The organism is Glaciimonas sp. PAMC28666, assembly GCF_016917355.1.
Lineage (GTDB): Bacteria > Pseudomonadota > Gammaproteobacteria > Burkholderiales > Burkholderiaceae_D > Glaciimonas.
This window is the reverse complement of the sequence record NZ_CP070304.1, coordinates 1,760,015-1,782,294: the sequence shown is the minus strand read 5'-3', so window position 1 is coordinate 1,782,294 and position 22,280 is coordinate 1,760,015. Positions and strand designations below refer to the sequence as shown.

The window sequence follows — 22,280 nt, the reverse complement described above, 5'->3', positions numbered from 1 at the left end:
CCATTTTTTTTCTTATGTCCCATCTGCTACGGGTTGATTGCTCAGGGACCGGGCAGATAAATGATGCTGAATATTAGATTTCGACCTTAGTTCCTAATTCCACTACCCGATTAATAGGGATATGGAAGAAGTCGGAAGGTTTAGCGCCGTTGGCATACATCCAGGCGAACAACTTCTCGCGCCACAACCACATACCGGGTAATTTGCTCGGGACGATCGTATCGCGTGCCAGGAAGAACGATGTATCCATTAAGTCAAACTCGTGCCCAAACTGGATATTCGTCAGGTTCATGACCGTGTTGACGTCCGGGGCTTCCTTGAATCCGAAGGCTGCGCGCAGTAGATACACCTCGCCGCCCATTTCTTTCAGCGTCAATCGTTTATCGTCGTCCACAAACGGAATATCCCAGATGCTGATTTTTAAGAAAAAGACCCGTTTGTGCAATATCCGGTTGTGCTTCAGATTGTGCAGCATCGCCACCGGTACGGTCGCTATGTTGCCGGTCAGGAAGACCGCAGTGCCATCGACCCGATGCGGCGGATGGGCCAGCAGGCCTTCGATGAACGGCTCCAGCGGAATACCTTCATCCTGACTGCGCTCACGTAAAAGCATGCGGCCCGAGTACCAGGTAATCAGGAGGAAAAAAGTGATCGCGCCGAGTAGAATCGTGAACCAGCCACCGTCGGGAATTTTCATCAAATTGGCGGCAAAGAAGCCAAAATCGACGATAAAGATTGCGCCGATGATCAGTGCCACCGCCAGAGGATGCCATTTCCATAGCGTGCGCATCACTACTGCTAACAGCATCGTGGTAATCAGCATTGTTGCGGTGACAGCAACACCATACGCTGCGGCCAGATTATCGGACTTCTGAAACGCGAGTACCACCGCGACCACCAATATCATTAACATCCAGTTAATGACGGGCACGTAAATCTGGCCGCGCTCATCTTCTGACGTGTGCAGAATACGCATGCGAGGCACGAACCCCAGCAGAATGGCCTGACTTGTCAACGAGAAGGCGCCTGAAATAACCGCCTGCGAGGCAATCACCGTCGCAAAAGTGGACAGGATCACCATCGGCAATAGCAATGCGTCCGGGACCATTAAGTAGAACGGGTTTGATACCGATGAAGGGTTCACAATTAAGTTGGCCCCTTGACCGAAATAGCAGAGCAAGAGACAAGGCATGACGGTGTATAGCCATGCAAAGCGGATCGGCCTTACACCGAAATGTCCCATATCGGCATACAGCGCTTCTACACCGGTGAGCACCAGTACGACGGAGCCGAGCACCACAAAGGCTAGCTGCGCATGCTGCACCATAAAGTGGAAAGCGTAGTACGGATTGACCGCTGCAAGTATTTCCGGCGCTTTCAGAATGTTATAAATGCCAAGCAAACCTAGCGAAATAAACCAGACCAGCATCACGGGACCAAATAGCTTACCCACGATGGAAGTGCCGTGGCGCTGGATCAGGAAAAGGACAATGATGATCGCAACGGTCAGGGGAATAATGTAATGCGACAATTGTGGGGCCGCGATGCCGAGACCCTCAACGGCTGACAACACCGAAATTGCTGGGGTAATTACCACGTCTCCGTAAAACATACACGCCCCGAACACGCCGAGCATCATGAGCCATTTGGCCCAGGGCGAGCCATTTTTGGCAGTGCGTAAAGCGAGCGCCATCAGCGCTAACACACCGCCCTCGCCGTTATTGTCGGCCCGCATCACTAAGTAAATGTACTTGAGCGTTACGACGATCATAATTGCCCAAAACAGCATGGAGATGATCCCCATTACGGCGTTGGACGAAAAGGGAATGCCGTGGTCCGGACTAAAACTTTCTTTCAGAGCATACAGAGGACTTGTGCCGATATCACCGAACACAACACCTAGGGCGCCGAGAGTAATTACATGTAATCGTGCTGAGGTAAAAGGTGTTTTACTGCGACCTTGCGTATTGCTCATGGTTTCTTTCTTATCTATGGCGCCGCATAAAGCAGATTCTTCAACGTGCCTTGCGAACTATTTACGCTTGTGTCGGTTTTGGCATTACAAATGATGTCTTAAATATACTGTGACGCACTGCACAATTTGCCGGATTTTACCCCTGAACCCGGATACCAGCCAGTAGCGGGTTTTAACGTTGCAAAAATACATCGCTTATTTAATTGTCAGATGACTAAACGAGCAGTTTCCGGAGAGTTACCAAGCTCAAAGTCATTACAATAAATGAGTCTCGCGGAGGATTCAACAGCAAGAACGATCCCTTTTATGCATTTTTCAACGAATAGTTACTAAATCAATCATAGTATAAGACCCTTGCCCCTTGCCAATATATGAAAATATACATTTAAGAGCCAGCCATTAATAGGGCCACACCCGTGCGAAAACGACTGTAAAGGTGAGGTTGTTCCGGCAGAAAATTATTTGATTCATGTGAAACAAACCCGGGTGTTGTTTTTGATGCTGCAGAACCCCTTCACCGGTTGGAATTCCCGAGCCGTAGAAGATCACGTCAGTACGCTTATCGGTCATGCCTCACTGGCCGTACCTCACCGGCCGTACCTCACCGGCCGTACCTCACCGGCCGTACCAAAACATCAATTTTCGGCGTCTTGCAAGGCTTTCAATACCAATGCACGGTCATATAAAGCGTTTTTCTTTTGGCTGCTTATCTGAGCTGCGAGTGAAGCAGCTTGTTTGACCGAGAGTTCTGCCAGCAGGATTTTTAATATTCTGTCGCCTTCGGCACCATCGTCGGTCGCCGCTGGTGATGATTCGATCAAAATGACAAATTCACCTTTTTGCCGCATGGCATCTGCTGCCAGCCATTCTGGCGCGTCACCTAACAGGCAGCGATGGACGGTCTCGAACAGTTTGGTCAACTCGCGCGCTATAACGATTTGCCGGGTCGGACCGTATGCGCTTACCAAAGCGTCCACGGTTTCGACGATCCGATGCGGCGCTTCATATAGAACCAGCGTTGCGGGGACATTCGCCAGGCTAGCTAATATCGTTTCACGTTGGCGCGCTTTGCTCGGTAAGAAGCCTACGAAGTGGAATTGATCGTTCAAGAGGCCGCTCACGGAGAGCGCGGTGATCGCTGCCGATGGGCCTGGCAAGGGCAGGGCGCGCAACCCGGCTTTGAGAACGGCGTCGACTATTCGCGCCCCGGGATCGGAGACCCCAGGCGTTCCTGCATCTGACACCAACGCGATGCGCTCTCCGGCTTGCAATCTGGCAACTATCTTTTCCGCGGCCTCATGCTCATTGTGTTGATGAGCAGCGAGGAGCGGCTTGGAAATCCCGTAGCGATGCAGCAGATGCGCTGTATTGCGGGTGTCTTCACAGGCGACGGCATCAACCAGCGATAAGACGTGGAGCGCGCGCAGACTTATATCGCAGACATTTCCGATTGGGGTGGCAAGCACATATAATGTCGACAGCGGATATGTTTGCAGACCGACCTCCGAAAGAATCGGTAAGGTAAGAAGGTTGCTAGCAGAGTGTTCAGTCATGGGAGTTATCAATGTTATACAAATGGGCAAAGCCGTTGGTGCTGGTCTTCGCGGGAATCTTGATGCACGGATTGTGCCCCGCTGCGCTGGCAAACACAACAGTTGTGGAGCCGGTCGCCAATGATATCGGTCCGAACCATATCCCGATAGCCAGCGTTGCCTTGCTGCTGCCGACCCATGCGGGCCCGCTTGGCAGCGCCGCGGATGCATTGCGCAATGGCTTTCTCGCGGCTTATGAACGCAATAAAAGTGGGCTGGCCGTTACCGTTATCGAAGCACCGGATACGCCTGCGGATATGCTCTCCGCTTACCTGGCAGCGAGTCCGCAATATGATATTTTGGTCGGCCCGTTGTCACGGACGGGGATGACTGCAATTGTTCAAAACGGTCAGATTACCAAGCCGACTATCGCTTTGACCCAGCCGGATTTGTCAGCGACCGAAGAGGCCGGTTTGCCATCCTTGCTGCTACCAATTGGTTTGTCGATTGAGGCTGAAGCGCGTCAGGTCGCGGATTGGATCAGTAACGAGCAAGGTCCGGGCAAGGTGTTTGTGATTGCCACTCCTGTCAGTTGGCAACGTCGGGTTGTCAGCGCCTTCGTAAAGCAGGCAACCAGCGCTGGTCTGGTGCCGGAAGTGATGACCGTCAGCATGACACGTGGTGTCGCAAATCCAGGTGCGCTGGACCAGCTAATTCAACGTATTCAAGCGGAAAATCCAAGGGCGATATTCGTCGCATTGACCGCCGATCAGGCCTCGCAAGTGCGCACCGCAGTGGGTCCTGAAATAACAATGTACGGAATTTCTCAGTTAAATTCCTTTGGTGAAAACGAAAGCAACCGGCTGGCGGACCTGAACGGCGTGCGATTACTGGATATTCCGTGGTTGTTGACGCCGGATAATCCTGCCATGAGAACTTATCCGCGGCAGGCTGTTAGTAATGGCGCCGCACGCAATGCGGATCTGGAAAGGCTTTATGCGCTGGGGATTGACGCCTACAACGTCACCCGTCAGGTAGCGGCACAAAATTTCGCTTTCCAGATCAATGGCGCTACAGGAAAATTGAATGTAGGTTTCGGCGTCGGGACTCCGGTTTTCGAGCGGACCGAACCAACGGCCGCGTATCAGGATGGTCGCGTGGTGCCGCTTGAGGATCATTAGGTGGAAACCGTGTGAATATCAGGTGAAGATCAGGTAAAAAGAGGCCAGGACCGAACGCATGAATTTTTTTAAAAAGATGTTACAGCCTGAGCGGCGCAGCGCACGTCAGATTAGTGGTCAACTTGGAGAAGATGCGGCACTGGACTACTTGCAGCAACGTCAATTCACGTTGATTGAGCGGAATTTTAGTTGTAAGGGCGGGGAAATTGATTTGATTATGCGCGATGGTGTCGCTTCGCTCGTATTTGTGGAAGTCAGGCAGCGTGCTGACAATCGACACGGCGGGGCAGCAGCTAGCGTCACTATCAGTAAACAACGCCGCCTGATCATCGCCGCACAGCATTTTTTGCAGCGATACAGGCAACCGCCAGCCTGCCGCTTTGATGTTATTGCCATCGATGGCGATGTCATCGAATGGATAAAAAATGCTTTTGATGCTTAAGGCTTTATTCTCGGCTAAGTCTGCCGGGATGATTTCGCAACTTTAACAATGAAATCACGCCTTTCAATCTGGTACTCTACTTAACTCTTTTATAAACAGCCCATTATGATCAATCAACGTATCCTGGCACATTTCCAAGAAAGTGCCGAACTCAAAACCAACGCTGCTGCGGAATTAGTCCAACCAATTGCTGCGGCAGTTGAACTAATGTTCTCAGCGTTGTCAAATGGAAACAAGATTCTTTGCTGCGGTAACGGCGGGTCTGCTGCGGATAGTCAACACTTTGCGGCTGAACTGGTCGGTCGATTTGAACGTGAGCGGTTGCCGTTGCCAGCGATGGCGCTGAGCACCGACACTTCAATTATTACCGCGATTGCCAACGACTATAGCTACAACGAAATATTTTCCAAACAGGTGCAGGCGTTTGGACAAGCAGGTGACGTACTGTTGGCCTTCACGACGTCCGGCAATTCCGCCAACATTTTGGCAGCCATTGATGTCGCACTTGAGCGCGATATGCGTGTGGTGGCGTTGACTGGCAAAGGGGGAGGTGCCATGAACCAACGATTAACTGATGCAGATGTGCATATTTGCGTGCCGCATGATCGGACCGCGCGCATACAAGAAGTGCATCTGCTGACAATTCATTGCTTATGCGACGGCATCGATGTCGCTTTATTCGGAGGAGATGTGAATGATTAGTGCGCAAAGTCGTTGGAATGCGTTGCGGCGCCCATTGATGGCAATAGCGCTATGCGGTGCGGTGGCGATGAGTGTGCAGGGTTGTGTTGGACTGCTGCTTGGTGGTGCAGTGGTCGGAGGATTTGCAGCGACTGATCGGCGTACCTTAGGCGCGCAAACCGATGACAAAACAATCGCAATTAAAGGCGAGTCACGGCTTCCGGGCGTCGTTGGAGAGCCAAATCACATTAATGTCACCAGCTTCAACCGCCGCGTCTTATTGACCGGTGAAGTGCGTGACGAAGCGGCTAAAGCTGCCGCTGAACAGGATGTAAAGTCGATCGAAGGCGTCCATTCGGTGTTGAACGAGTTGACCGTTGCAGAACCATCGAGTTTCGGACAACGCTCTAACGATACCTATATCACGAGCAAGGTTAAGGCTTCCTTGCTGGATGCAAAGGATGTTTTTGGTAATTCCATTAAAGTCGTCACCGAGCGTGGTGTCGTTTATCTAATGGGCCGAGCCACTGAGCGTGAAGCGAATCGGGCGGCGCAAATCGCTGCTGGTGTCGACGGCGTGCAAAAAGTCGTCAAGGCGTTTGAATACCTGACAGAAGATGAGCTAACGCAATTGTCTTCAGCACCTAACCAGGAGAAGTGAAAAGTATCAACAGGCAGTAAGTCTGAGGAACGGGGCGAAACGATGCGGCCTTAAGCAGAGTTTTGTCAGCGTGGAATGCTCTCGCTGGGTGTTTACGTGCTTTACCTAAGTGGAACACCTAGGTAAAGTACTTGGGTGGAGCACCAAGGTGGGGCACGAGGGTGGAGTTCAATCGCGCTAGCCCCGTTTTCTTCTTGCAATTCATAACTGCTGTGCCAGATTATCTTTGAATTAACCTCTTTGCTTTTTGAAGACGGTTTGTTGTTAGCTTGCCAATCATCGCGTCTACTTCAGCGCGTTGGTAGTCACATGACTATAATGAAGGTCTTTCAGACTGATCCGTATTGGATAATTTATGCAAGCTCATGTAGATGCCGTGTCACGAAAACCGCTCTTGATAAAGATCGGAATAGCGATCGTGATCGCTTCAATAGGCTTGTTCGTCATGTTATCGCTCTCCCATAAAACTCCCGCACCGGATGTCAGTTTCACGAATTTACAGGGCGAAAAAATTTCGCTCAAGAGTTTGCGCGGCAAAGTTGTAATGGTTAATTTCTGGGCCACGAGTTGTACAACTTGTGTTGGCGAAATGCCCAAAATGATTGAAACCTACGATAAATATAAAGCCCACGGCCTGGATTTTGTAGCAGTGGCCATGAGTTATGACCCACCGAATTATGTTCTGAATTTCGTTAAGACACGCGCTTTACCGTTTCAGGTAGCGTTAGATACCAATGACAAGATTGCTAATTCCTTTGGTGACGTCAAACTGACGCCAACCACCTTTGTGATCGATAAACAAGGGAATATTATCAAACGTTATGTCGGTGAGCCTGTTTTCGCCGAATTGCATCAATTGCTCGATAAGGCACTTGCGGCCTGATCGTGCGGGCGGATCGCCGCATCCCACTACTGACGGCGCACGGAATTTCCGATGCGCCTTTTTTCATGCTCGTTTGGCTCAGCGCGAGGTCGCTGCGCGCGATCCCGTATCGTATAACCCGGATGCCGTCCGCAACAGTTTTGCGGTCTCGCCCAGACTTTGATTTGATAGCCCCGTGTCAGATAGTAAGGGAATCAGACATTCCTCACGGACTTTACGGTATGCTTGGGCTAATTCATATCCTTTCTCAGTAGCCGAAAAAAAAGCCTCTTTGCCAACCTTCTGGCTTGTCACCAAACCTGTTTTAACCAACTTTTTCAGCGCATAACTGGCAATGTGGGTGTCTTCAATATTCAACACAAAACAAATATCGGCTAATTTCTTTTTGCGCTCCCGGTGACAGACGTGATGCAACAAAGACACTTCAACCGGCGTCATATCTTTGACGCCTGCAGCCGACATGCAGCGTGCCATCCAGCGATTAAAAGCATTGCCCGCAATTATTAACGCGTATTCAAGCTCTGATAACTCTGCTGTGCTCTCCGATGCCAAATGCGCCGAAGACAGTATTTTTGATGGTGTATCCATGCTTAGCCCTAATGCGCCCATGATGGCGTAAAACTTGGTTCATAAGTGACTTTTGGCCAGTACGTGCTTCGAGTCAGTGCGATAGTTGTTGCTTTTTAGAAACAATGCGTCACCTGAAAAAATATACCGATGCATGCCAATTAAGAGTGACAGAGTGACCTTCAGTCTCTTCATCTTGATATCAGTGAAATCGTCGACGTTGGAGCGCTCTCCGACACCATTTTAAACGGTATCACGCGAACAATACAATTGTGATTTATCCGCTATTTATATACATTTTATTGACATTTTATTTTTGATGGTTGATATTGCTAGCATCTGGCGTTATTTTTGCTTAGCTAATGATTAACTCGGCTTTGACTTAATCCCTCACCATCATGTAGCGCTTGCTAGCAAGCGCAAGGAAATTTGTCCAATGACTGCGACCGCGCCAAACCCGTGTCAGGCCGAAATTCACCTTCTGGGTGAAGGTGCCATCGTCTTAAGTATTAAGGACGCAGGGAACGCAGCCGGTACCGCTACGTTGGCCTCGCAGCAGCGCTTGTGGGCAATCGCTGTAAAAGCAGGCGGTTGGCTGCATGTCCTGGATGTTGTTCCCGGCATGAACAATCTAACGATCATTTTTGATCCTTTAATTGCTGACGCGGATCATCTCGCCGACAAATTATTAACTGCATGGAATAAGACCAGCGCCGTCGTCAAGAGCGGACGTGAAATTGAAATTCCTGTGGTCTACGGAGGGGAACGCGGTCCTGATCTTACTATCGTTGCCGAGCATACCGGGTTGTCGGTAGCGGAAGTCATCAAGCGCCATACCGCCGCAGATTACATTGTTTTTTTCCTCGGCTTCCAACCCGGTTTTGCATACATGGGCGGGCTGGACCCATTATTAGCAACACCGCGTCGCCCTGAACCAAGATTGGTCGTACCTGCCGGTTCGGTCGCCATCGGCGGTAGCCAAACCGCCATCTATCCCGCGGCCTCGCCGGGTGGCTGGCAGTTAATTGGCTATTCTGATGTACGTTTATTCGATCCGTGCGCGGCACCGCCGACGCTATTGCAACCAGGTGACCGCGTGCGTTTTGTGGCTAGCGGGGATCTGTCATGATTGAGGTCCTTCGCGCCGGACGCCTGAATTCTGTTCAAGATAGGGGGCGCAGCGGCTTTCGTCATCTGGGAATCTGTCAAGCGGGTGCATTAGACCAGACCGCACTTGCGATTGCCAATAAGCTGGTCGGTAATGCTATTGACGCCGCGGCCCTGGAAATGACACTAGGTCCATGCACGTTGCGGTTTACAGTCGATACCCGCATTGCTATCGGTGGCGCTGATTTTGCCGCAACGCTTGACGGTAAAAGCCTCGCGTTGTGGTGGAGCGCACCGGTGCGGGCGGGCCAGACCTTGACATTGGATGGCGCCAGAAATGGCATGCGTGCCTATGTCGCCATCGCCGGTGGAATTAATGTGCCTATGCAATTAGGTTCGCGTGCGACGGATTTGTCCGCTGGGTTTGGCGGTCACTGTGGTCGTGCGCTTGTGGAAGGGGACCGCTTGACGATGGATGCCACGACGCCAGCCTCCGTTGCGATTGGTCGTGCACCCCGTTTTGGTGTTCGTGCACCTGATTGGTATGGACGCGATGTGCAATCGCCGGGTGCGCAGCCAATGCCGCTTCGGGTGATTCCAGGGCCGGAATATACGCAATTCTCCGTGTCTACTCAGCGTGCCTTCTGGGACAGTGTATGGACGCTTACGCCCCAAAGTAATCGGATGGGATTTCGGCTGTCTGGCCCGGAATTAAAAATCAAAAAAAACGTCGATATGCTGTCTCACGGCGTATTCCCCGGCGTGATTCAAGTACCACCAGCCGGCCAGCCGATTATTCTGATGGCCGATGCCCAAACCACCGGAGGCTATCCAAAAATCGGCGTGGTGATTACGGCCGATATTTCGAAACTTGCACAACTGCGCTTTAATCGGACGCTGCAGTTTGTGGAGTACAACGCCGAACAAGCCCGCCAGGAGCTTATCAATGAAACGTTATACCTGGAGCAAATTAACCGGGCGATCGCTTGGCAGCACCCGGTTAAAAAATGACGGAAAAATAACGGAGTAAGCGATGACAAAGATTACTAAACGAGTGGAAAAATCGTCAGATGTTTCGGAGTCCGGCTTATCACCTGCTTCTATGGTGACTTCCGCCAAGCCCTTAGCCCAGCAGTCTTCCTCAGGTGCAGAGCCTCGCCTTTCTGTAGACCTTAACGCTGACCTCGGCGAGGGCGGCGCTAACGATCAAGCTTTGTTGGCATTGATCAGTTCCGCCAATATTGCCTGTGGCTGGCATGCAGGTAGAGCTGGGTTGATGCAGCAGACCGTCGCTTGGGCGATACAGTATGGCGTTGCCATCGGCGCGCATCCCAGTTTCCCGGATCCCGATAATTTTGGCCGTACCGAGATGCATCTGCCAGCGCAAGAGATTTATAGCGGCATCCTTTACCAGATCGGTGCACTTGCTGCAATTGCAGAAGCACAGGGCGCGCGCTTAAGGCACGTAAAGCCGCACGGTGCCCTGTATAACCAAGCTGCACGTGATCCTACGTTAGCCGATGCAGTTGTTGCTGCGGTGCGAGATTTTGATCCGGCATTAGCCCTTTTCGGGTTAGCAAACAGTGCACTGATTGCGGCGGCGAAACGGGCTGGCTTATCGGCGATTGAAGAGGTTTTTGCCGACCGTGGTTATAGCCCCGATGGCAGTCTGGTCAAACGCGGCTCAACCGGGGATTTGATCGAGGACGAAGAGAAGGCACTAGCGCAAACGATCAGCATGGTGCGAGATAGCAGAGTGCAGGCGATAGACGGAAGTTGGGTTCCGTTGACCGCGAATACGGTTTGTTTGCATGGCGATGGTGCGCACGCACTGGCATTTGCTCAGCGTATTCGCGCTTATCTGGCGCAGGAGGGCATCACCGTCTCGGCGCACCATGCGAGCGCTGCAGTATCGAGTACAGATCGTTATTCCCTGTTTCCTTTATTGAAATAAAATATCGTTGCGCGCTACTCGATGGGATATAGCCAATGCACCAATGCACCATACCACCACTCCATGAGGACAAAAACTACAGGACAATCAACGACGCAACTATGACCCATCCTTTAGCCATCACCATATTGGAAATATTATGCATTCTGCTGTCAGTCTGTGGCCGTTAATCGGCGTTGTTGTCATCATTGCGGGTTTTGTCTTTCGCTTTAATCCTATGCTCGTGGTCGCTGTCGCTGCTATTGTGACCGGGATCGCCGCCCAATTTCCTGCCGAGAAGGTGCTTGCAGAGATCGGCTCGGGGTTTATCAAGACCCGCAATTTGCCTTTAATTATTCTATTGCCGCTCGCTATTATCGGACTGCTTGAGCGGCACGGGTTGCGACTGCACGCGCAAAACTGGATAGCGCGTATTAAGTCGGCCACCGCTGGCCGACTGCTAATTGTTTATCTGGCCGCGCGCGAGTTAACCGCTGCCATCGGATTGACGAGTCTGGGCGGACATCCCCAAATGGTTCGGCCGTTGCTGGCACCGATGACCGAGGGCGCAGCCGAAACCCGGTATGGAAAACTGACCGATGCCGTTCGGTATAAGTTACGGGCCTACGCTGCAGCTACGGACAATATTGGGTTGTTTTTCGGCGAGGATATTTTTGTGGCCTTCGGCGCTATCGTGCTCATGTCGACCTTTCTGCATGAGGCCGGTATCGATGTTGAGCCGTTGCATATCGCGCTGTGGGGTATTCCAACCGCGATTTCTGCCTTTATTGTTCATGGCTACCGCTTATCGCGGCTGGACGCCGCGCTAGACCGCGAGATGAATTACCAGCCGGCCGGGAAAACCACGACCACAGCCGCCAAGCCTCAGCAGGACGGGACCAAGTCATGATCATTTCCGTCACTTATCTTTACTATCTGGTAGGCATCATTCTCGCGATCACCGCCGGCATGACCTTACGCGACAGCACAAATCCGCGGCGTTGGTCCAGCGGCTTATTTTGGGGATTATTCGCGGCCGCGTTTTTAATCGGAGACCGGTTGCCTCCGTCACTGGTCGGCCTTGGCGTCATTCTGATGGCGCTGATCGCTGGTCTTGGATGGGTCGGCGCCGGCAAGCACGTTGAGCTTCCTGATGCGGCGCGGCGCGCCAGTGCTGGCCGGCTTGGGAATAAATTATTCGTCCCCGCTTTGGCGATCCCGATTGTGACGGTGATCGGCACTGTGCTGCTGCACAGCGTCAAAATCGGAGATAGTTTTTTGCTTGACCCAAAAAATACCACGCTGGTCAGTCTTGGTATTGGTTGTATCGTCGCACTCGGGCTCGCTTGCTGGTTAACCCATGACACGCCCGCTCAATCCATGCGTGAATCGCGCCGTCTGACAGAAGCGTTGGGCTGGGCCGTGGTTTTACCGCAAATGCTCGGAATGCTGGGTTTGGTGTTCTCGGATGCGGGGGTCGGGAAGGCGGTGGCGCATATCACCACGTCGTACATCAACATGGATTATAAATTTGTCGCTGTCATGGTGTACGTGTTTGGCATGGCATTATTTACGATCGTGATGGGTAACGGTTTTGCTGCCTTTCCGGTGATGGCGGGCGGCGTCGGCGTACCGGTCCTCGTCGGCGTATTTGGCGCGAATCCCGCCGTCATGGCCTCAATCGGAATGTTTTCAGGTTATTGCGGCACCTTGATGACGCCGATGGCGGCAAACTTCAATATTGTGCCTGCAGCGTTACTGGAATTGCCGGATCGCAATGCCGTGATAAAAGCGCAGCTGCCAACAGCACTCACGCTATTGGTGGTGAACGTATTCCTTCTTTATTTTCTGATGAACCGATAAGTGGAAATGCAGAAGCGCCGACAAGATCGGCGCTTTTGCATTCATTTCTATTATCTTTCTACAGCCGTCATTTTGGCAGTGCTGCAGCCGCCAAAACATCGTGCGCCTGCTCATCTGCATGATACGAACTACGTACCATTGCCCCGACTGCAGCATGGACAAAGCCCATCTTGTAAGCTTCTTCTTCGTACATCCTGAAGGTATCAGGATGTACGTAACGGCGGACCGGTAAATGGTTGCCGCTTGGCATCAGGTATTGGCCGATAGTCAGCATGTCGACGTCGTGGGCGCGTAAGTCACGCATCACTTGCAACACTTCTTCGTCGGTTTCACCCAGGCCGACCATGATCCCGGATTTGGTCGGAACATTCGGATGCAGCGCTTTAAAGCGTTTGAGCAGATTTAGCGAATAGTCATAATCAGATCCTGGGCGCGCCTCCTTGTACAGGCGTGGTGCAGTTTCCAAGTTGTGGTTCATCACATCCGGCGGTGCAGCGTTCAGTATTTCCAGTGCACGGTCCATACGACCGCGGAAATCCGGCGTCAGGATCTCAATGCGCGTGTTAGGTGACAATTCACGCACACGACGGATACATTCAGCAAAATGGCCAGCGCCACCATCGCGCAGATCATCCCGGTCAACGCTGGTGATAACCACATAACTCAGTCGTAATTCAGCGATGGTTTTCGCCAGATTTTCTGGCTCGTTGACATCTAGCGGATCGGGGCGGCCGTGTCCGACATCACAGAACGGGCAACGACGCGTGCATTTGTCGCCCATGATCATAAAGGTCGCGGTCCCTTTACCGAAACACTCACCGATGTTCGGGCAGCTAGCTTCTTCGCAGACCGTCACCAGGCTATTGGCGCGCAAAATGTCTTTGATTTCGTAGAAGCGGGTGGTGGGCGACGCCGCTTTTACGCGTATCCAGTCAGGTTTCTTGAGGCGCTCAATCGGAATGATCTTGATCGGAATGCGTGCCGTTTTGCTAGCGCCTTTTTGCTTTTCCAGCGGATTATAGGGGGCCGGCGCGGTAATACTGGCGGGCCGAACAATTTCAGCAATGTCAGCAGTTTGTAGAGGAGTAGTTTCTGTGGTCATAGTCTAAGTAATCTTCAGTGGTGAACATCAACCGAGGCGTTCGATCAGTATGTGAGCGAGTGCTAACTGCACTGTTGATAGAGCCGCATCAACGTCCAGCGTTTTCATATCGACAGTAGCCAAACCTTCGTAGCCGCACGGATTGATCCAGGAAAATGGCGTCAAATCCATGGCAACATTCAGCGACACGCCATGATAAGTGCAGCCGCTGGCACGAATTTTCAACCCGAGCGCTGCGATCTTCGCCCCTTGCCACGGACCGGATGCCATGTAAATACCCGGCGCGCCGGGTTTGCGCTCACCAACAAGATTATACGCTGCGAGCGTCTCGATCACTGCTTGCTCGATAACATGCACGAATGCTCGTGCAAAAAGTCGGCTTTCTGCGCGTTTGCGGCGTAAGTCGATCAGCAAGTAGACGACTACCTGCCCGGGGCCATGATAAGTGACCTCGCCCCCACGATCGGTCTGTACCACTGGGATGGCATGCGCTGCCAGCACATGGCTCGGGTCGGCGGCTAGCCCTAGCGTGAAGACAGGCGGATGTTCGACGATCCACAACTGATCGGGTGTGGCTGATGTGCGCGCGTCAGTATAGGCGCGCATGGCATCAAAAGTGACCTGATACGGTTCGTTACCACGCTGAACTATTTGGGGGGAGGAAGAAAGCGGCATAGGGCGTAGTGTACCGAAGATTGCGCAATGTCGTAAGTTTCGACCCGTCAGAGTGCGGCAACACTTAACTCGATAGAACTACCCAATTCGCTCTTAGGTTGAAACAGGCACATTGTTTGCATTTCATTACCCGGCGGCGCGAACACCATTTAAAATGACAGAATGTGTCGAATATCGAGGTCCTTTCGACAAAATAAGTAACGAAACAGGCGACCAAATTTGTCACTTATTGTTATTTTAATGTTCATATTTACTTTCTGGAATCTATTTTGAATAATTTACGCCAACAATTTATTGCCTTTTCTGTGGCCTCCGGCGTTTTGCGATTTGGCGACTTTGTGACGAAGGCCGGGCGCACATCGCCTTATTTTTTTAATGCCGGATTGTTTAATGAGGGCGCGACCCTGGCGCAATTAGCGCAGTTTTATGCGCGCACTTTATTGGACTCCGGAGTCGAGTTCGACATGTTGTTTGGTCCTGCTTACAAGGGCATTACGCTGGCTTCGGCAACTGCAGTAGCGATGGCGGCAGAAGGACGCAATGTGGCGTTTTCGTACAACCGCAAGGAAGCCAAGGATCACGGCGAGGGCGGCACCATTGTGGGCGCCAAGCTGCAAGGGCGCGTGGTGATTATTGATGACGTGATTTCGGCCGGTACTTCGGTGCGTGAGTCAGTCGCCATGATTCGCGCTGCCGGGGCGACCCCTTGTGCGGTGCTGATTGCGCTTGATCGGATGGAGCGGTCGGGTAAAGATGATGCTCTTTCTGCAAAATCCGCGGTCGACGAGGTAGGACGGGAATTCGGATTGCCGGTGATTTCAATCGGCAATTTGAATGATTTGCTGACATACATTTCGGCGGCCGGTGCGGACCCCCAGTTAGCCCAATACAAGGATGCGGTTGCGACCTATCGCACGCGTTACGGTGTGAACTGATTTGCGCGGGCAGACGAGTTCTTCACGTTGTCTGCTGAGGTGAAGTAGTCAAATCTAAACGTTTTTTTTCGTGGACGAGACGCGATTTTGGAAGTCGTTACGTGCACTATTTTGTGAAGGTACAGGTGATGGAAGGCGAAGCCGGAATAGCGACTCGTGACGTTAAGGTGCGGATAGGCGCATGAATTCAGACGTACAGGTGCAACTCAACCCCCCCCTAAATTTACCGCGTCTGCCTCATTTCAGAGGTGCGTTTCATTTGGCTCGCCTGACTTTTTATGCGATCGCCTTTATTTGCGTGCTGCCGTCGCCCGCGGTCAGCCAAATTTTTATTTGCAAGGATGGGGCAGGGAGGACTATAACCTCCGATCATCCCACTCCCGAATGTGCTGATCGGGCTATGCGTGAACTCAGTAACGCCGGTTTGCTCCGGCGCGAAATTCCGGCGCCATTAAATGCCGAACAAAAACATCAACTGCAGCTGCAAGAGGAAAAACATCGGATTGCGGCTGCGGCACTGGAGGAGCAGCATCAGCAAGATAAGGCATTGATGGCGCGTTATCGCAGCGAGAACGATATCACCGCATCGCGCCGCTACTATCTGGCGCTCTCCCAAGATATGATTAAACGCGATCAGGCGTCAATTGTAGAGGCTGAGGGGCAATTGAAAGCGGCACAGGCGGATGCCGAATTTTATAAGAATAAAAAGCTTCCTGCGCCCGTTCAATGGAAAATCGACGATGCGCAACAGGCCTTGGTTGGAAGTAAAACCAGCTTGAGTGAACATCAGCAAGAAGCCGCTGGAATCAATGCGAAATTTGATGAGACCTTAACCCGGTACCGGACCCTGAGTCTGGATCAGGCAAACTCTTCGAATCGCTAATCGGCACGCTTGAAGGCAGAAGGCAGAAAAAGAGTATTTTTGCGGACCCGTAAATAACACCGATTGCACGGACAACCCAGGAGAGTAATAACGCCGGTTAGTCAAACTATCCAACTTGTTTGATCAACCGGCGCTGTTACTTTTTTTGCTTATTTATTTAGTGCGCTTAGGATGTCAACTTCTGTTTCAGCAACTCCGTTAGCTGTGCAGGATTTGCTTTACCTTTACTCGCTTTCATAGCTTGGCCGATGAGAGCGTTAAAGGCTTTTTCCTTCCCGGCACGAAATTCTTCGACCGATTTAGCATTGGCTGCCAATACTTCATCGATGATTTTTTCCAGCGCTCCGCTATCGGAAATCTGCTTGAGACCTTTGCTCTCGATGATTTCATCAGCTAACGTATCTTGCGGCGCTTTTGCATCCCACATCGCGGCAAAGACTTCTTTGGCTATTTTGTTGGAAATGGTGCCGTCCGCGATACGTTGCAGCAACAATGCAAATTGAATTGCGTTGACGGGAGCCTCGCTGATGTCGACGCCTTCACGGTGCAAGGTTGATGAGACATCGCCCATCAGCCAATTGGCAGCCGGTTTAGCCTGTTCTTTGCCTGCCTTTGATACCACGCCTTCAAAATACGCCGCCATTGCCTTTGATTGCGTCAAGACGATTGCGTCGTAGTCGGACAGGCCGTAATCACGCATAAAGCGTTCACGCATCGCACCGGGTAATTCCGGCATGGTCGCGCGGACACGTTCGACCCATTCACGCGAAATAACCAGCGGCGGCAAATCCGGATCAGGGAAATAACGATAATCCTGTGAGTCTTCCTTGCTGCGCATTGAACGTGTTTCTTTTTTATCCGGATCGTAGAGGCGTGTTTCCTGACGAATGGTGCCGCCATCTTCGATCGTTTCAATTTGATTCTGGACTTCGTAATTGATCGCTTCTTCGAGGAAGCGGAACGAGTTCAAATTCTTGACTTCACGGCGTGTGCCATATTCTTTTTGCCCGACTGGACGTACAGAAACGTTGGCGTCGCAGCGGAAAGAGCCTTCTTGCATGTTACCGTCGGAAATCCCCAGCCACATGACCAACGCATGCAACGATTTGGCGTAAGCAACGGCTTCCGCCGCACTGCGCATATCCGGTTCTGTGACGATTTCCAGCAATGGTGTGCCGGCACGATTCAAGTCGATGCCGGTCATGCCCTGATAGTCTTCGTGGAGTGATTTCCCCGCATCCTCTTCCAGATGCGCGCGGGTTAACTGGACCGAACGGATTTCGCTCTTCCCATCTTTTTCCATCACGAACGAAACTTTGCCTCCCTGCACCACAGGAATCTCGAATTGGCTAATCTGATAGCCTTTCGGCAAATCGGGATAGAAGTAGTTCTTGCGCGCAAAAACCGACTGCGCTGCAACGACTGCATCCACCGCCAGACCAAACTGTATAGCGCGCTCCACAGCACCGCGATTAAGTACCGGCAATACTCCTGGTAACGCCAGATCGACCGGACTAGCCTGCGTATTCGGCTCGGCTCCAAACAGGGTAGATGATCCACTAAAAATTTTTGATTTGGTCGAAAGCTGCGCATGCGTTTCCAGACCGATGACGACTTCCCATTGCATAATTTTCTCGCTTCTTTTTGTGCGCACGCGGTAGCTATTCAGATTGTCAGGACAATCTCACCAACCGCGTGCAGTGTTGCGTTTATTCTTCGTGACGGCAGGTACCGGTTTTTAAATTCACCGACAATTCCGTGAAATTTACTCTCGAACCGCACAACGCCGGACAACTCGGTTTGATGCTTAACGAGTCGCCATCGCGTTGTAGGCGGATGCTGCAATTTTTGCCGTGATTATAGAAGTCAAAGCCACGCCGATTTCTTGCCGCTACCGGATCTTTTAGGGTGATGCGCCAGCCGGGTTTGTCGCCACTTTGCGTCACTACAGCGACCGGTTCGTCGCTTTCATCCACGCTGCAATCGAAGCCGTGCAAAGTCCGGTATTGGTCCGACTCCCATCTAAAGGTCTTTATTTGGTTGCCGTCCAAATGAATTTCGCCCTCATCAGCCAAAATTACTTTTTCACCGCCTTCGGTATGCGTCGTATTGCAGCCAAATTTGGTCCGCAATTCCTGTGCATAAAGCGGTGTCGATAATGCTGTTATGCTCAGTAACAACAGCATCGATAAAAAATAACGGTGCAAAAAAGTGCGGACGTTGCGCATGAACGGTTCCCGTTTTAATTAGTTGGCGATCGCAAATGCCAGTCGGTTACACGCTGAAATTGGTGCGCTACATTAAGCAGTCTGGCTTCGTCAAAATAAGACCCGATGATTTGCAATCCAACCGGACGATGTGCATTTTTTTCGCCCTGACCAAAACCACAGGGAATCGACATGCCGGGCAGCCCGGCGAGGCTACTCGACAAGGTATAAATATCGGCCAGGTAATTCGCTACAGGATCGTTGGCCTTGGCCCCCAGATCCCACGCCACTGTCGGCGATACCGGCCCCATGATGACATCGCACAAACGATTCGGACCTGTCAGCGCCTTCTGAAAATCCTCTGCGATCAGTCGGCGGATTTTTTGCGCTTGCAAATAATACGCATCGTAATAACCGTGCGATAAAACATAGGCGCCTACCAAAATTCGGCGTTTGACTTCCTCGCCAAATCCCTCTGCCCGCGACTTTTGATACATGTCCGCCAGATCTTTATAATTCGCAGCGCGATGTCCATACCGAACGCCATCAAAACGGCTCAGATTGGAGGATGCTTCAGCTGGCGCGATGACGTAATAGACCGGAATCGATAACTCGGTTTTTGGCAGAGAAATATCGACCAGAACGGCACCTAATTTTTCATACTCATTCAAGGCTGCACGAACCGCCTGTTCAACGTCAGGTGCCAGGCCGCTACTGAAATATTCTTTAGGAATACCGATCCGCAACCCTTTCAGGTCGTTATTCAAGTCGCGTGTAAAGTCTTCTTTCGGTCGCTCCAGACAGGTTGAATCGCGCGCGTCGAAACCCACCATCGCATTTAGCAACATTGCGCAATCTTCTGCTGTTTGAGCGATTGGTCCAGCCTGGTCCAGCGACGAGGCAAACGCGATCATGCCAAACCGCGAAACACTGCCGTATGTAGGTTTGATGCCGGTGACGCCGCACAGCGATGCAGGTTGCCGGATTGATCCGCCCGTATCGGTGGCAGTCGCCGCTGGCGTCAAACGCGCTGCGACAGCCGCGGCTGAACCACCAGAAGAGCCGCCAGGAATCGCCGTTTTATCCCATGGGTTTTTTACCGCACCGAAATAAGAACTCTCATTGGAGGAACCCATTGCAAATTCATCGCAGTTGAGCTTGCCCAGATGCACCATTCCGGCATCTTTAAAATGGGACACCACGGTTGCATCGAAAGGACTAACGTAATTTTCCAGCATTTTGGAACCAGCCGTGGAGCGCCAGTCGCGCGTCACAAAAATATCTTTATGCGCAATGGGCAGGCCGGTCAGCGGTGTGGCGTTATTTTGTGCCAATCGCTGATCGGCGGCACGCGCCTGCTGCAACGTTAACTCTGGCTCTACGTGTAGAAAAGCATTTAAATCGCTTTGTTGAATACGCGCCAAAAATTGTGTCGTCAGTTCCACCGAAGAAATTTTCTTGTCGTGAAGCAGTATTGACAGTTGTTTAAGAGTTTTTGTATGCATGAGTTGGAAACTTGCCTGATAAATAAGGAATGACTTATTTGCTTGTATTATTTGCTAGTAATTAGCTTGGATACAGGCGGTCAATATTAAGCTGATAAAGGACGAATAGCGATGACCGCAACAATGCTGTTGCTAAAGGCTTTCTGCCGGTAACTGTTGCGTAATTGGTACCGTTTTGCCATTTCATTGTGTTTTTTTTAACAGGATGTTGGTCCGAGCTCCGAAAGCCCACTTTGGACCGTGATTTCAAAAAACGATGAAAACAATGCAAATGATTTACGCAATGAAACGCACATTGCGTTATATTTCTCAAGAGAAAATTATTCGATAACTTTCGGCACTAAATAGAGGCCATCCTCAGTCGCCGGTGCGGCGCGTTGATAGTCTTCACGGTGATTGGTTTCGGTAACGATGTCGTCGCGCAGGCGCAGCGAAAGATCTGCCTGCAGGGCGGCGATCGGATGACTTAACGGTTCAACTCCCGCGGTGTCGACGGCGCGTAGCTGTTCTACCAATGAAAAAATGCCATTAAGTTTATCCAAGGTGGCCGTAGCCTGGTCCTCGGTCAGCTCAAGACGGGCTAGATTAGCAATACGTTTAACGTCTGAAAGGGCAAGTGACATATTTTGGATGGCGCAAAATGCGCTGCAGAAAGTGTTGTGTGAAGGACTTTAATGTCGGTAAAACTTCTTAAAGCTTTGTAAAAAGCGAGTATTTCTAGCCTTTTGTCGATCAATGTCTGTCAAATTATAAGGTAGAATGTCGGGTCCATGCCGCATGTCGCAGAGGTGCTGCTTTAAAAAAGTCGGAAACCGGATTCAACCTGAGAAATAGTTGCAAATATTGCAATCATGGCGCGTTGCAGAACGTGTCAGGTTCAGGGTTGGCCAGTGAGTCGTATTTTAAAGAGCGCTGAAGTTGGCCATGCGCTGATACCGGAGAGTGTTGGACCTACGTACCGTAGACCTGACAGTCTCCGGGACCCCCCTTATTCAACGCTTAGGCGCACCATTGTTGCGCATCAGGACAATTCATGTTTGGATTTTTACGCAGTTACTTCTCGAACGATCTGGCGATTGATCTAGGTACCGCGAATACGCTTATTTATGTACGTGATAAAGGTATCGTTCTTGACGAGCCGTCCGTTGTCGCTATCCGCCAGCAAGGCGGTCCCAATGGTAAAAAAACAATTCAGGCAGTAGGGCGCGAAGCCAAGCAGATGTTAGGAAAAGTTCCTGGCAATATCGAGGCGATCCGGCCGATGAAAGACGGTGTGATTGCCGATTTCACTGTCACCGAGCAGATGTTGAAGCAGTTCATCCGCATGGTGCACGACACTAAAATGTTTCGACCATCGCCACGGATTATCATTTGCGTCCCTTGCGGTTCAACCCAGGTTGAGCGTCGTGCGATTCGCGAATCGGCATTGGGTGCCGGCGCTTCCCAGGTATTTTTGATCGAAGAACCGATGGCTGCAGCTATCGGTGCCGGGTTGCCGGTATCGGACGCGACCGGCTCGATGGTTGTCGATATCGGCGGAGGCACGACTGAAGTCGGCATTATTTCATTGGGCGGTATGGTCTACAAAGGTTCGGTCCGTGTTGGCGGTGATAAGTTTGACGAAGCGATTGTCAATTACATCCGTCGTAACTACGGCATGTTAATTGGTGAACAAACCGCGGAAGCGATCAAGAAAGCCATCGGTTCTGCTTTCCCTGGTTCTGAAGTCAGGGAAATGGAAGTAAAGGGACGCAACCTGTCGGAAGGTATTCCGCGGTCGTTCACCATTTCCAGCAATGAAATTCTGGAAGCCCTGACAGATCCGCTCAATAACATCGTTTCCGCTGTAAAAAATGCGCTTGAGCAAACGCCGCCTGAATTGGGTGCGGATATCGCCGAAAAAGGCATGATGTTGACCGGTGGTGGCGCGTTGCTGCGCGATCTGGATCGTTTGCTGATGGAAGAAACCGGCTTACCGGTGATTGTTGCCGAAGATCCGCTGACATGCGTAGTGCGCGGCTCTGGTATGGCGCTAGAGCGGATGGACAAGCTAGGTTCGATTTTCTCTTACGAGTAATCTCGTGGACGTGGCGTGCTGTCGCGCAGGAAGCCTTTGGCTCCCTGCGTAAACGGCATACCTTTGGCCGG

At 51.4% G+C, this 22,280-nt stretch carries 22 protein-coding genes; 13 read left to right on the top strand and 9 right to left on the bottom strand.

The window, feature by feature from the left end; genetic code table 11:
• Nucleotides 1-73: 73 nt before the first annotated feature.
• Both JQN73_RS07580 and rsmI read right to left on the bottom strand, forming a co-directional pair.
• The gene (locus JQN73_RS07580; protein ID WP_205322478.1) at nt 74-1,975 is read right to left on the bottom strand and encodes a potassium transporter Kup; all 1,902 of its coding nucleotides are present in this window, start codon (nt 1,973-1,975) and stop codon (nt 74-76) included.
• A gap of 635 nt (nt 1,976-2,610) precedes the next feature.
• The gene (gene rsmI, locus JQN73_RS07575) at nt 2,611-3,528 is read right to left on the bottom strand and encodes a 16S rRNA (cytidine(1402)-2'-O)-methyltransferase (protein WP_205322477.1); all 918 of its coding nucleotides are present in this window, start codon (nt 3,526-3,528) and stop codon (nt 2,611-2,613) included.
• Nucleotides 3,529-3,539: 11 nt separating this feature from the next.
• Here rsmI and JQN73_RS07570 point away from each other — a divergent pair, with 11 nt between their 5' ends.
• The 5 genes from JQN73_RS07570 to JQN73_RS07550 all read left to right on the top strand — a co-directional run bounded on the left by JQN73_RS07570 (nt 3,540) and on the right by JQN73_RS07550 (nt 7,355).
• Nucleotides 3,540-4,688, top strand: a complete 1,149-nt coding sequence (locus JQN73_RS07570; RefSeq protein WP_205322476.1) for a penicillin-binding protein activator — start codon at nt 3,540-3,542, stop codon at nt 4,686-4,688.
• Between the two features lie 58 nt (nt 4,689-4,746).
• Nucleotides 4,747-5,130, top strand: a complete 384-nt coding sequence (locus JQN73_RS07565; RefSeq protein ID WP_240162466.1) for a YraN family protein — start codon at nt 4,747-4,749, stop codon at nt 5,128-5,130.
• A 105-nt stretch (nt 5,131-5,235) separates the two neighbouring features.
• On the top strand, nt 5,236-5,832 hold the full coding sequence (locus JQN73_RS07560) for a phosphoheptose isomerase (RefSeq protein ID WP_205322475.1): 597 nt from the start codon (nt 5,236-5,238) through the stop codon (nt 5,830-5,832).
• A complete protein-coding gene (locus JQN73_RS07555) occupies nt 5,825-6,472 on the top strand; it encodes a BON domain-containing protein (protein ID WP_205322474.1) in 648 nt (215 codons plus the stop codon). Before JQN73_RS07560 ends, JQN73_RS07555 begins: the two co-directional genes overlap by 8 nt.
• 355 nt (nt 6,473-6,827) lie before the next feature.
• Nucleotides 6,828-7,355 (top strand): TlpA disulfide reductase family protein, encoded by a 528-nt coding sequence (locus JQN73_RS07550; protein ID WP_205322473.1) that lies wholly within the window; start codon nt 6,828-6,830, stop codon nt 7,353-7,355.
• Nucleotides 7,356-7,433: 78 nt separating this feature from the next.
• Here the strand turns inward: JQN73_RS07550 and JQN73_RS07545 are convergent, their stop codons facing one another.
• A complete protein-coding gene (locus tag JQN73_RS07545) occupies nt 7,434-7,943 on the bottom strand; it encodes a winged helix DNA-binding protein (RefSeq protein ID WP_205322472.1) in 510 nt (169 codons plus the stop codon).
• 415 nt (nt 7,944-8,358) lie between these two features.
• On the opposite strand from JQN73_RS07545, the gene pxpB reads away from it, so the two are divergent.
• From pxpB to JQN73_RS07520, 5 genes are all read left to right on the top strand, one after another.
• Complete coding sequence (gene pxpB, locus JQN73_RS07540) at nt 8,359-9,051, top strand: 5-oxoprolinase subunit PxpB (RefSeq protein ID WP_205322471.1); 693 nt, start codon at nt 8,359-8,361, stop codon at nt 9,049-9,051.
• On the top strand, nt 9,048-10,040 hold the full coding sequence (locus JQN73_RS07535; protein WP_205322470.1) for a biotin-dependent carboxyltransferase family protein: 993 nt from the start codon (nt 9,048-9,050) through the stop codon (nt 10,038-10,040). The genes pxpB and JQN73_RS07535 overlap by 4 nt, the downstream gene beginning before the upstream one ends.
• Before the next feature lie 91 nt (nt 10,041-10,131).
• Nucleotides 10,132-10,983, top strand: coding sequence for a 5-oxoprolinase subunit PxpA (gene pxpA / locus JQN73_RS07530; protein WP_205323241.1), 852 nt, complete (start codon nt 10,132-10,134; stop codon nt 10,981-10,983).
• Nucleotides 10,984-11,122: 139 nt separating this feature from the next.
• Entirely contained in the window at nt 11,123-11,872 is a 750-nt protein-coding gene (locus JQN73_RS07525; RefSeq protein ID WP_205322469.1) for a DUF969 domain-containing protein, read from the top strand.
• On the top strand, nt 11,869-12,825 hold the full coding sequence (locus JQN73_RS07520) for a DUF979 domain-containing protein (protein ID WP_205322468.1): 957 nt from the start codon (nt 11,869-11,871) through the stop codon (nt 12,823-12,825). The genes JQN73_RS07525 and JQN73_RS07520 overlap by 4 nt, the downstream gene beginning before the upstream one ends.
• Nucleotides 12,826-12,892: 67 nt before the next feature.
• Here the strand turns inward: JQN73_RS07520 and lipA are convergent, their stop codons facing one another.
• Complete coding sequence (lipA, locus tag JQN73_RS07515) at nt 12,893-13,927, bottom strand: lipoyl synthase (RefSeq protein ID WP_205322467.1); 1,035 nt, start codon at nt 13,925-13,927, stop codon at nt 12,893-12,895.
• A 27-nt stretch (nt 13,928-13,954) separates the two neighbouring features.
• On the bottom strand, nt 13,955-14,602 hold the full coding sequence (gene lipB, locus JQN73_RS07510) for a lipoyl(octanoyl) transferase LipB (RefSeq protein WP_205322466.1): 648 nt from the start codon (nt 14,600-14,602) through the stop codon (nt 13,955-13,957).
• A 269-nt stretch (nt 14,603-14,871) separates the two neighbouring features.
• On the opposite strand from lipB, the gene pyrE reads away from it, so the two are divergent.
• Nucleotides 14,872-15,537 carry an orotate phosphoribosyltransferase gene (pyrE, locus tag JQN73_RS07505; protein WP_205322465.1) on the top strand — a complete coding sequence of 222 codons (666 nt, stop codon included), beginning with the start codon at nt 14,872-14,874 and terminating at the stop codon, nt 15,535-15,537.
• Nucleotides 15,538-15,718: 181 nt separating this feature from the next.
• Nucleotides 15,719-16,420, top strand: a complete 702-nt coding sequence (locus tag JQN73_RS07500) for a DUF4124 domain-containing protein (RefSeq protein ID WP_205322464.1) — start codon at nt 15,719-15,721, stop codon at nt 16,418-16,420.
• A 166-nt stretch (nt 16,421-16,586) separates the two neighbouring features.
• Here JQN73_RS07500 and gatB read toward each other — a convergent pair whose 3' ends face one another.
• The 4 genes from gatB to gatC all read right to left on the bottom strand — a co-directional run bounded on the left by gatB (nt 16,587) and on the right by gatC (nt 20,755).
• Complete coding sequence (gene gatB, locus JQN73_RS07495; protein WP_205322463.1) at nt 16,587-18,047, bottom strand: Asp-tRNA(Asn)/Glu-tRNA(Gln) amidotransferase subunit GatB; 1,461 nt, start codon at nt 18,045-18,047, stop codon at nt 16,587-16,589.
• Nucleotides 18,048-18,129: 82 nt separating this feature from the next.
• Entirely contained in the window at nt 18,130-18,648 is a 519-nt protein-coding gene (locus JQN73_RS07490; protein ID WP_205322462.1) for a hypothetical protein, read from the bottom strand.
• Between the two features lie 14 nt (nt 18,649-18,662).
• Nucleotides 18,663-20,132 carry an Asp-tRNA(Asn)/Glu-tRNA(Gln) amidotransferase subunit GatA gene (gatA, locus tag JQN73_RS07485; RefSeq protein WP_205322461.1) on the bottom strand — a complete coding sequence of 490 codons (1,470 nt, stop codon included), beginning with the start codon at nt 20,130-20,132 and terminating at the stop codon, nt 18,663-18,665.
• A gap of 320 nt (nt 20,133-20,452) precedes the next feature.
• Nucleotides 20,453-20,755 carry an Asp-tRNA(Asn)/Glu-tRNA(Gln) amidotransferase subunit GatC gene (gene gatC / locus JQN73_RS07480; protein WP_205322460.1) on the bottom strand — a complete coding sequence of 101 codons (303 nt, stop codon included), beginning with the start codon at nt 20,753-20,755 and terminating at the stop codon, nt 20,453-20,455.
• Nucleotides 20,756-21,165: 410 nt separating this feature from the next.
• Here gatC and JQN73_RS07475 point away from each other — a divergent pair, with 410 nt between their 5' ends.
• Entirely contained in the window at nt 21,166-22,209 is a 1,044-nt protein-coding gene (locus JQN73_RS07475; protein WP_168056397.1) for a rod shape-determining protein, read from the top strand.
• The last annotated feature ends 71 nt before the right edge of the window (nt 22,210-22,280 follow it).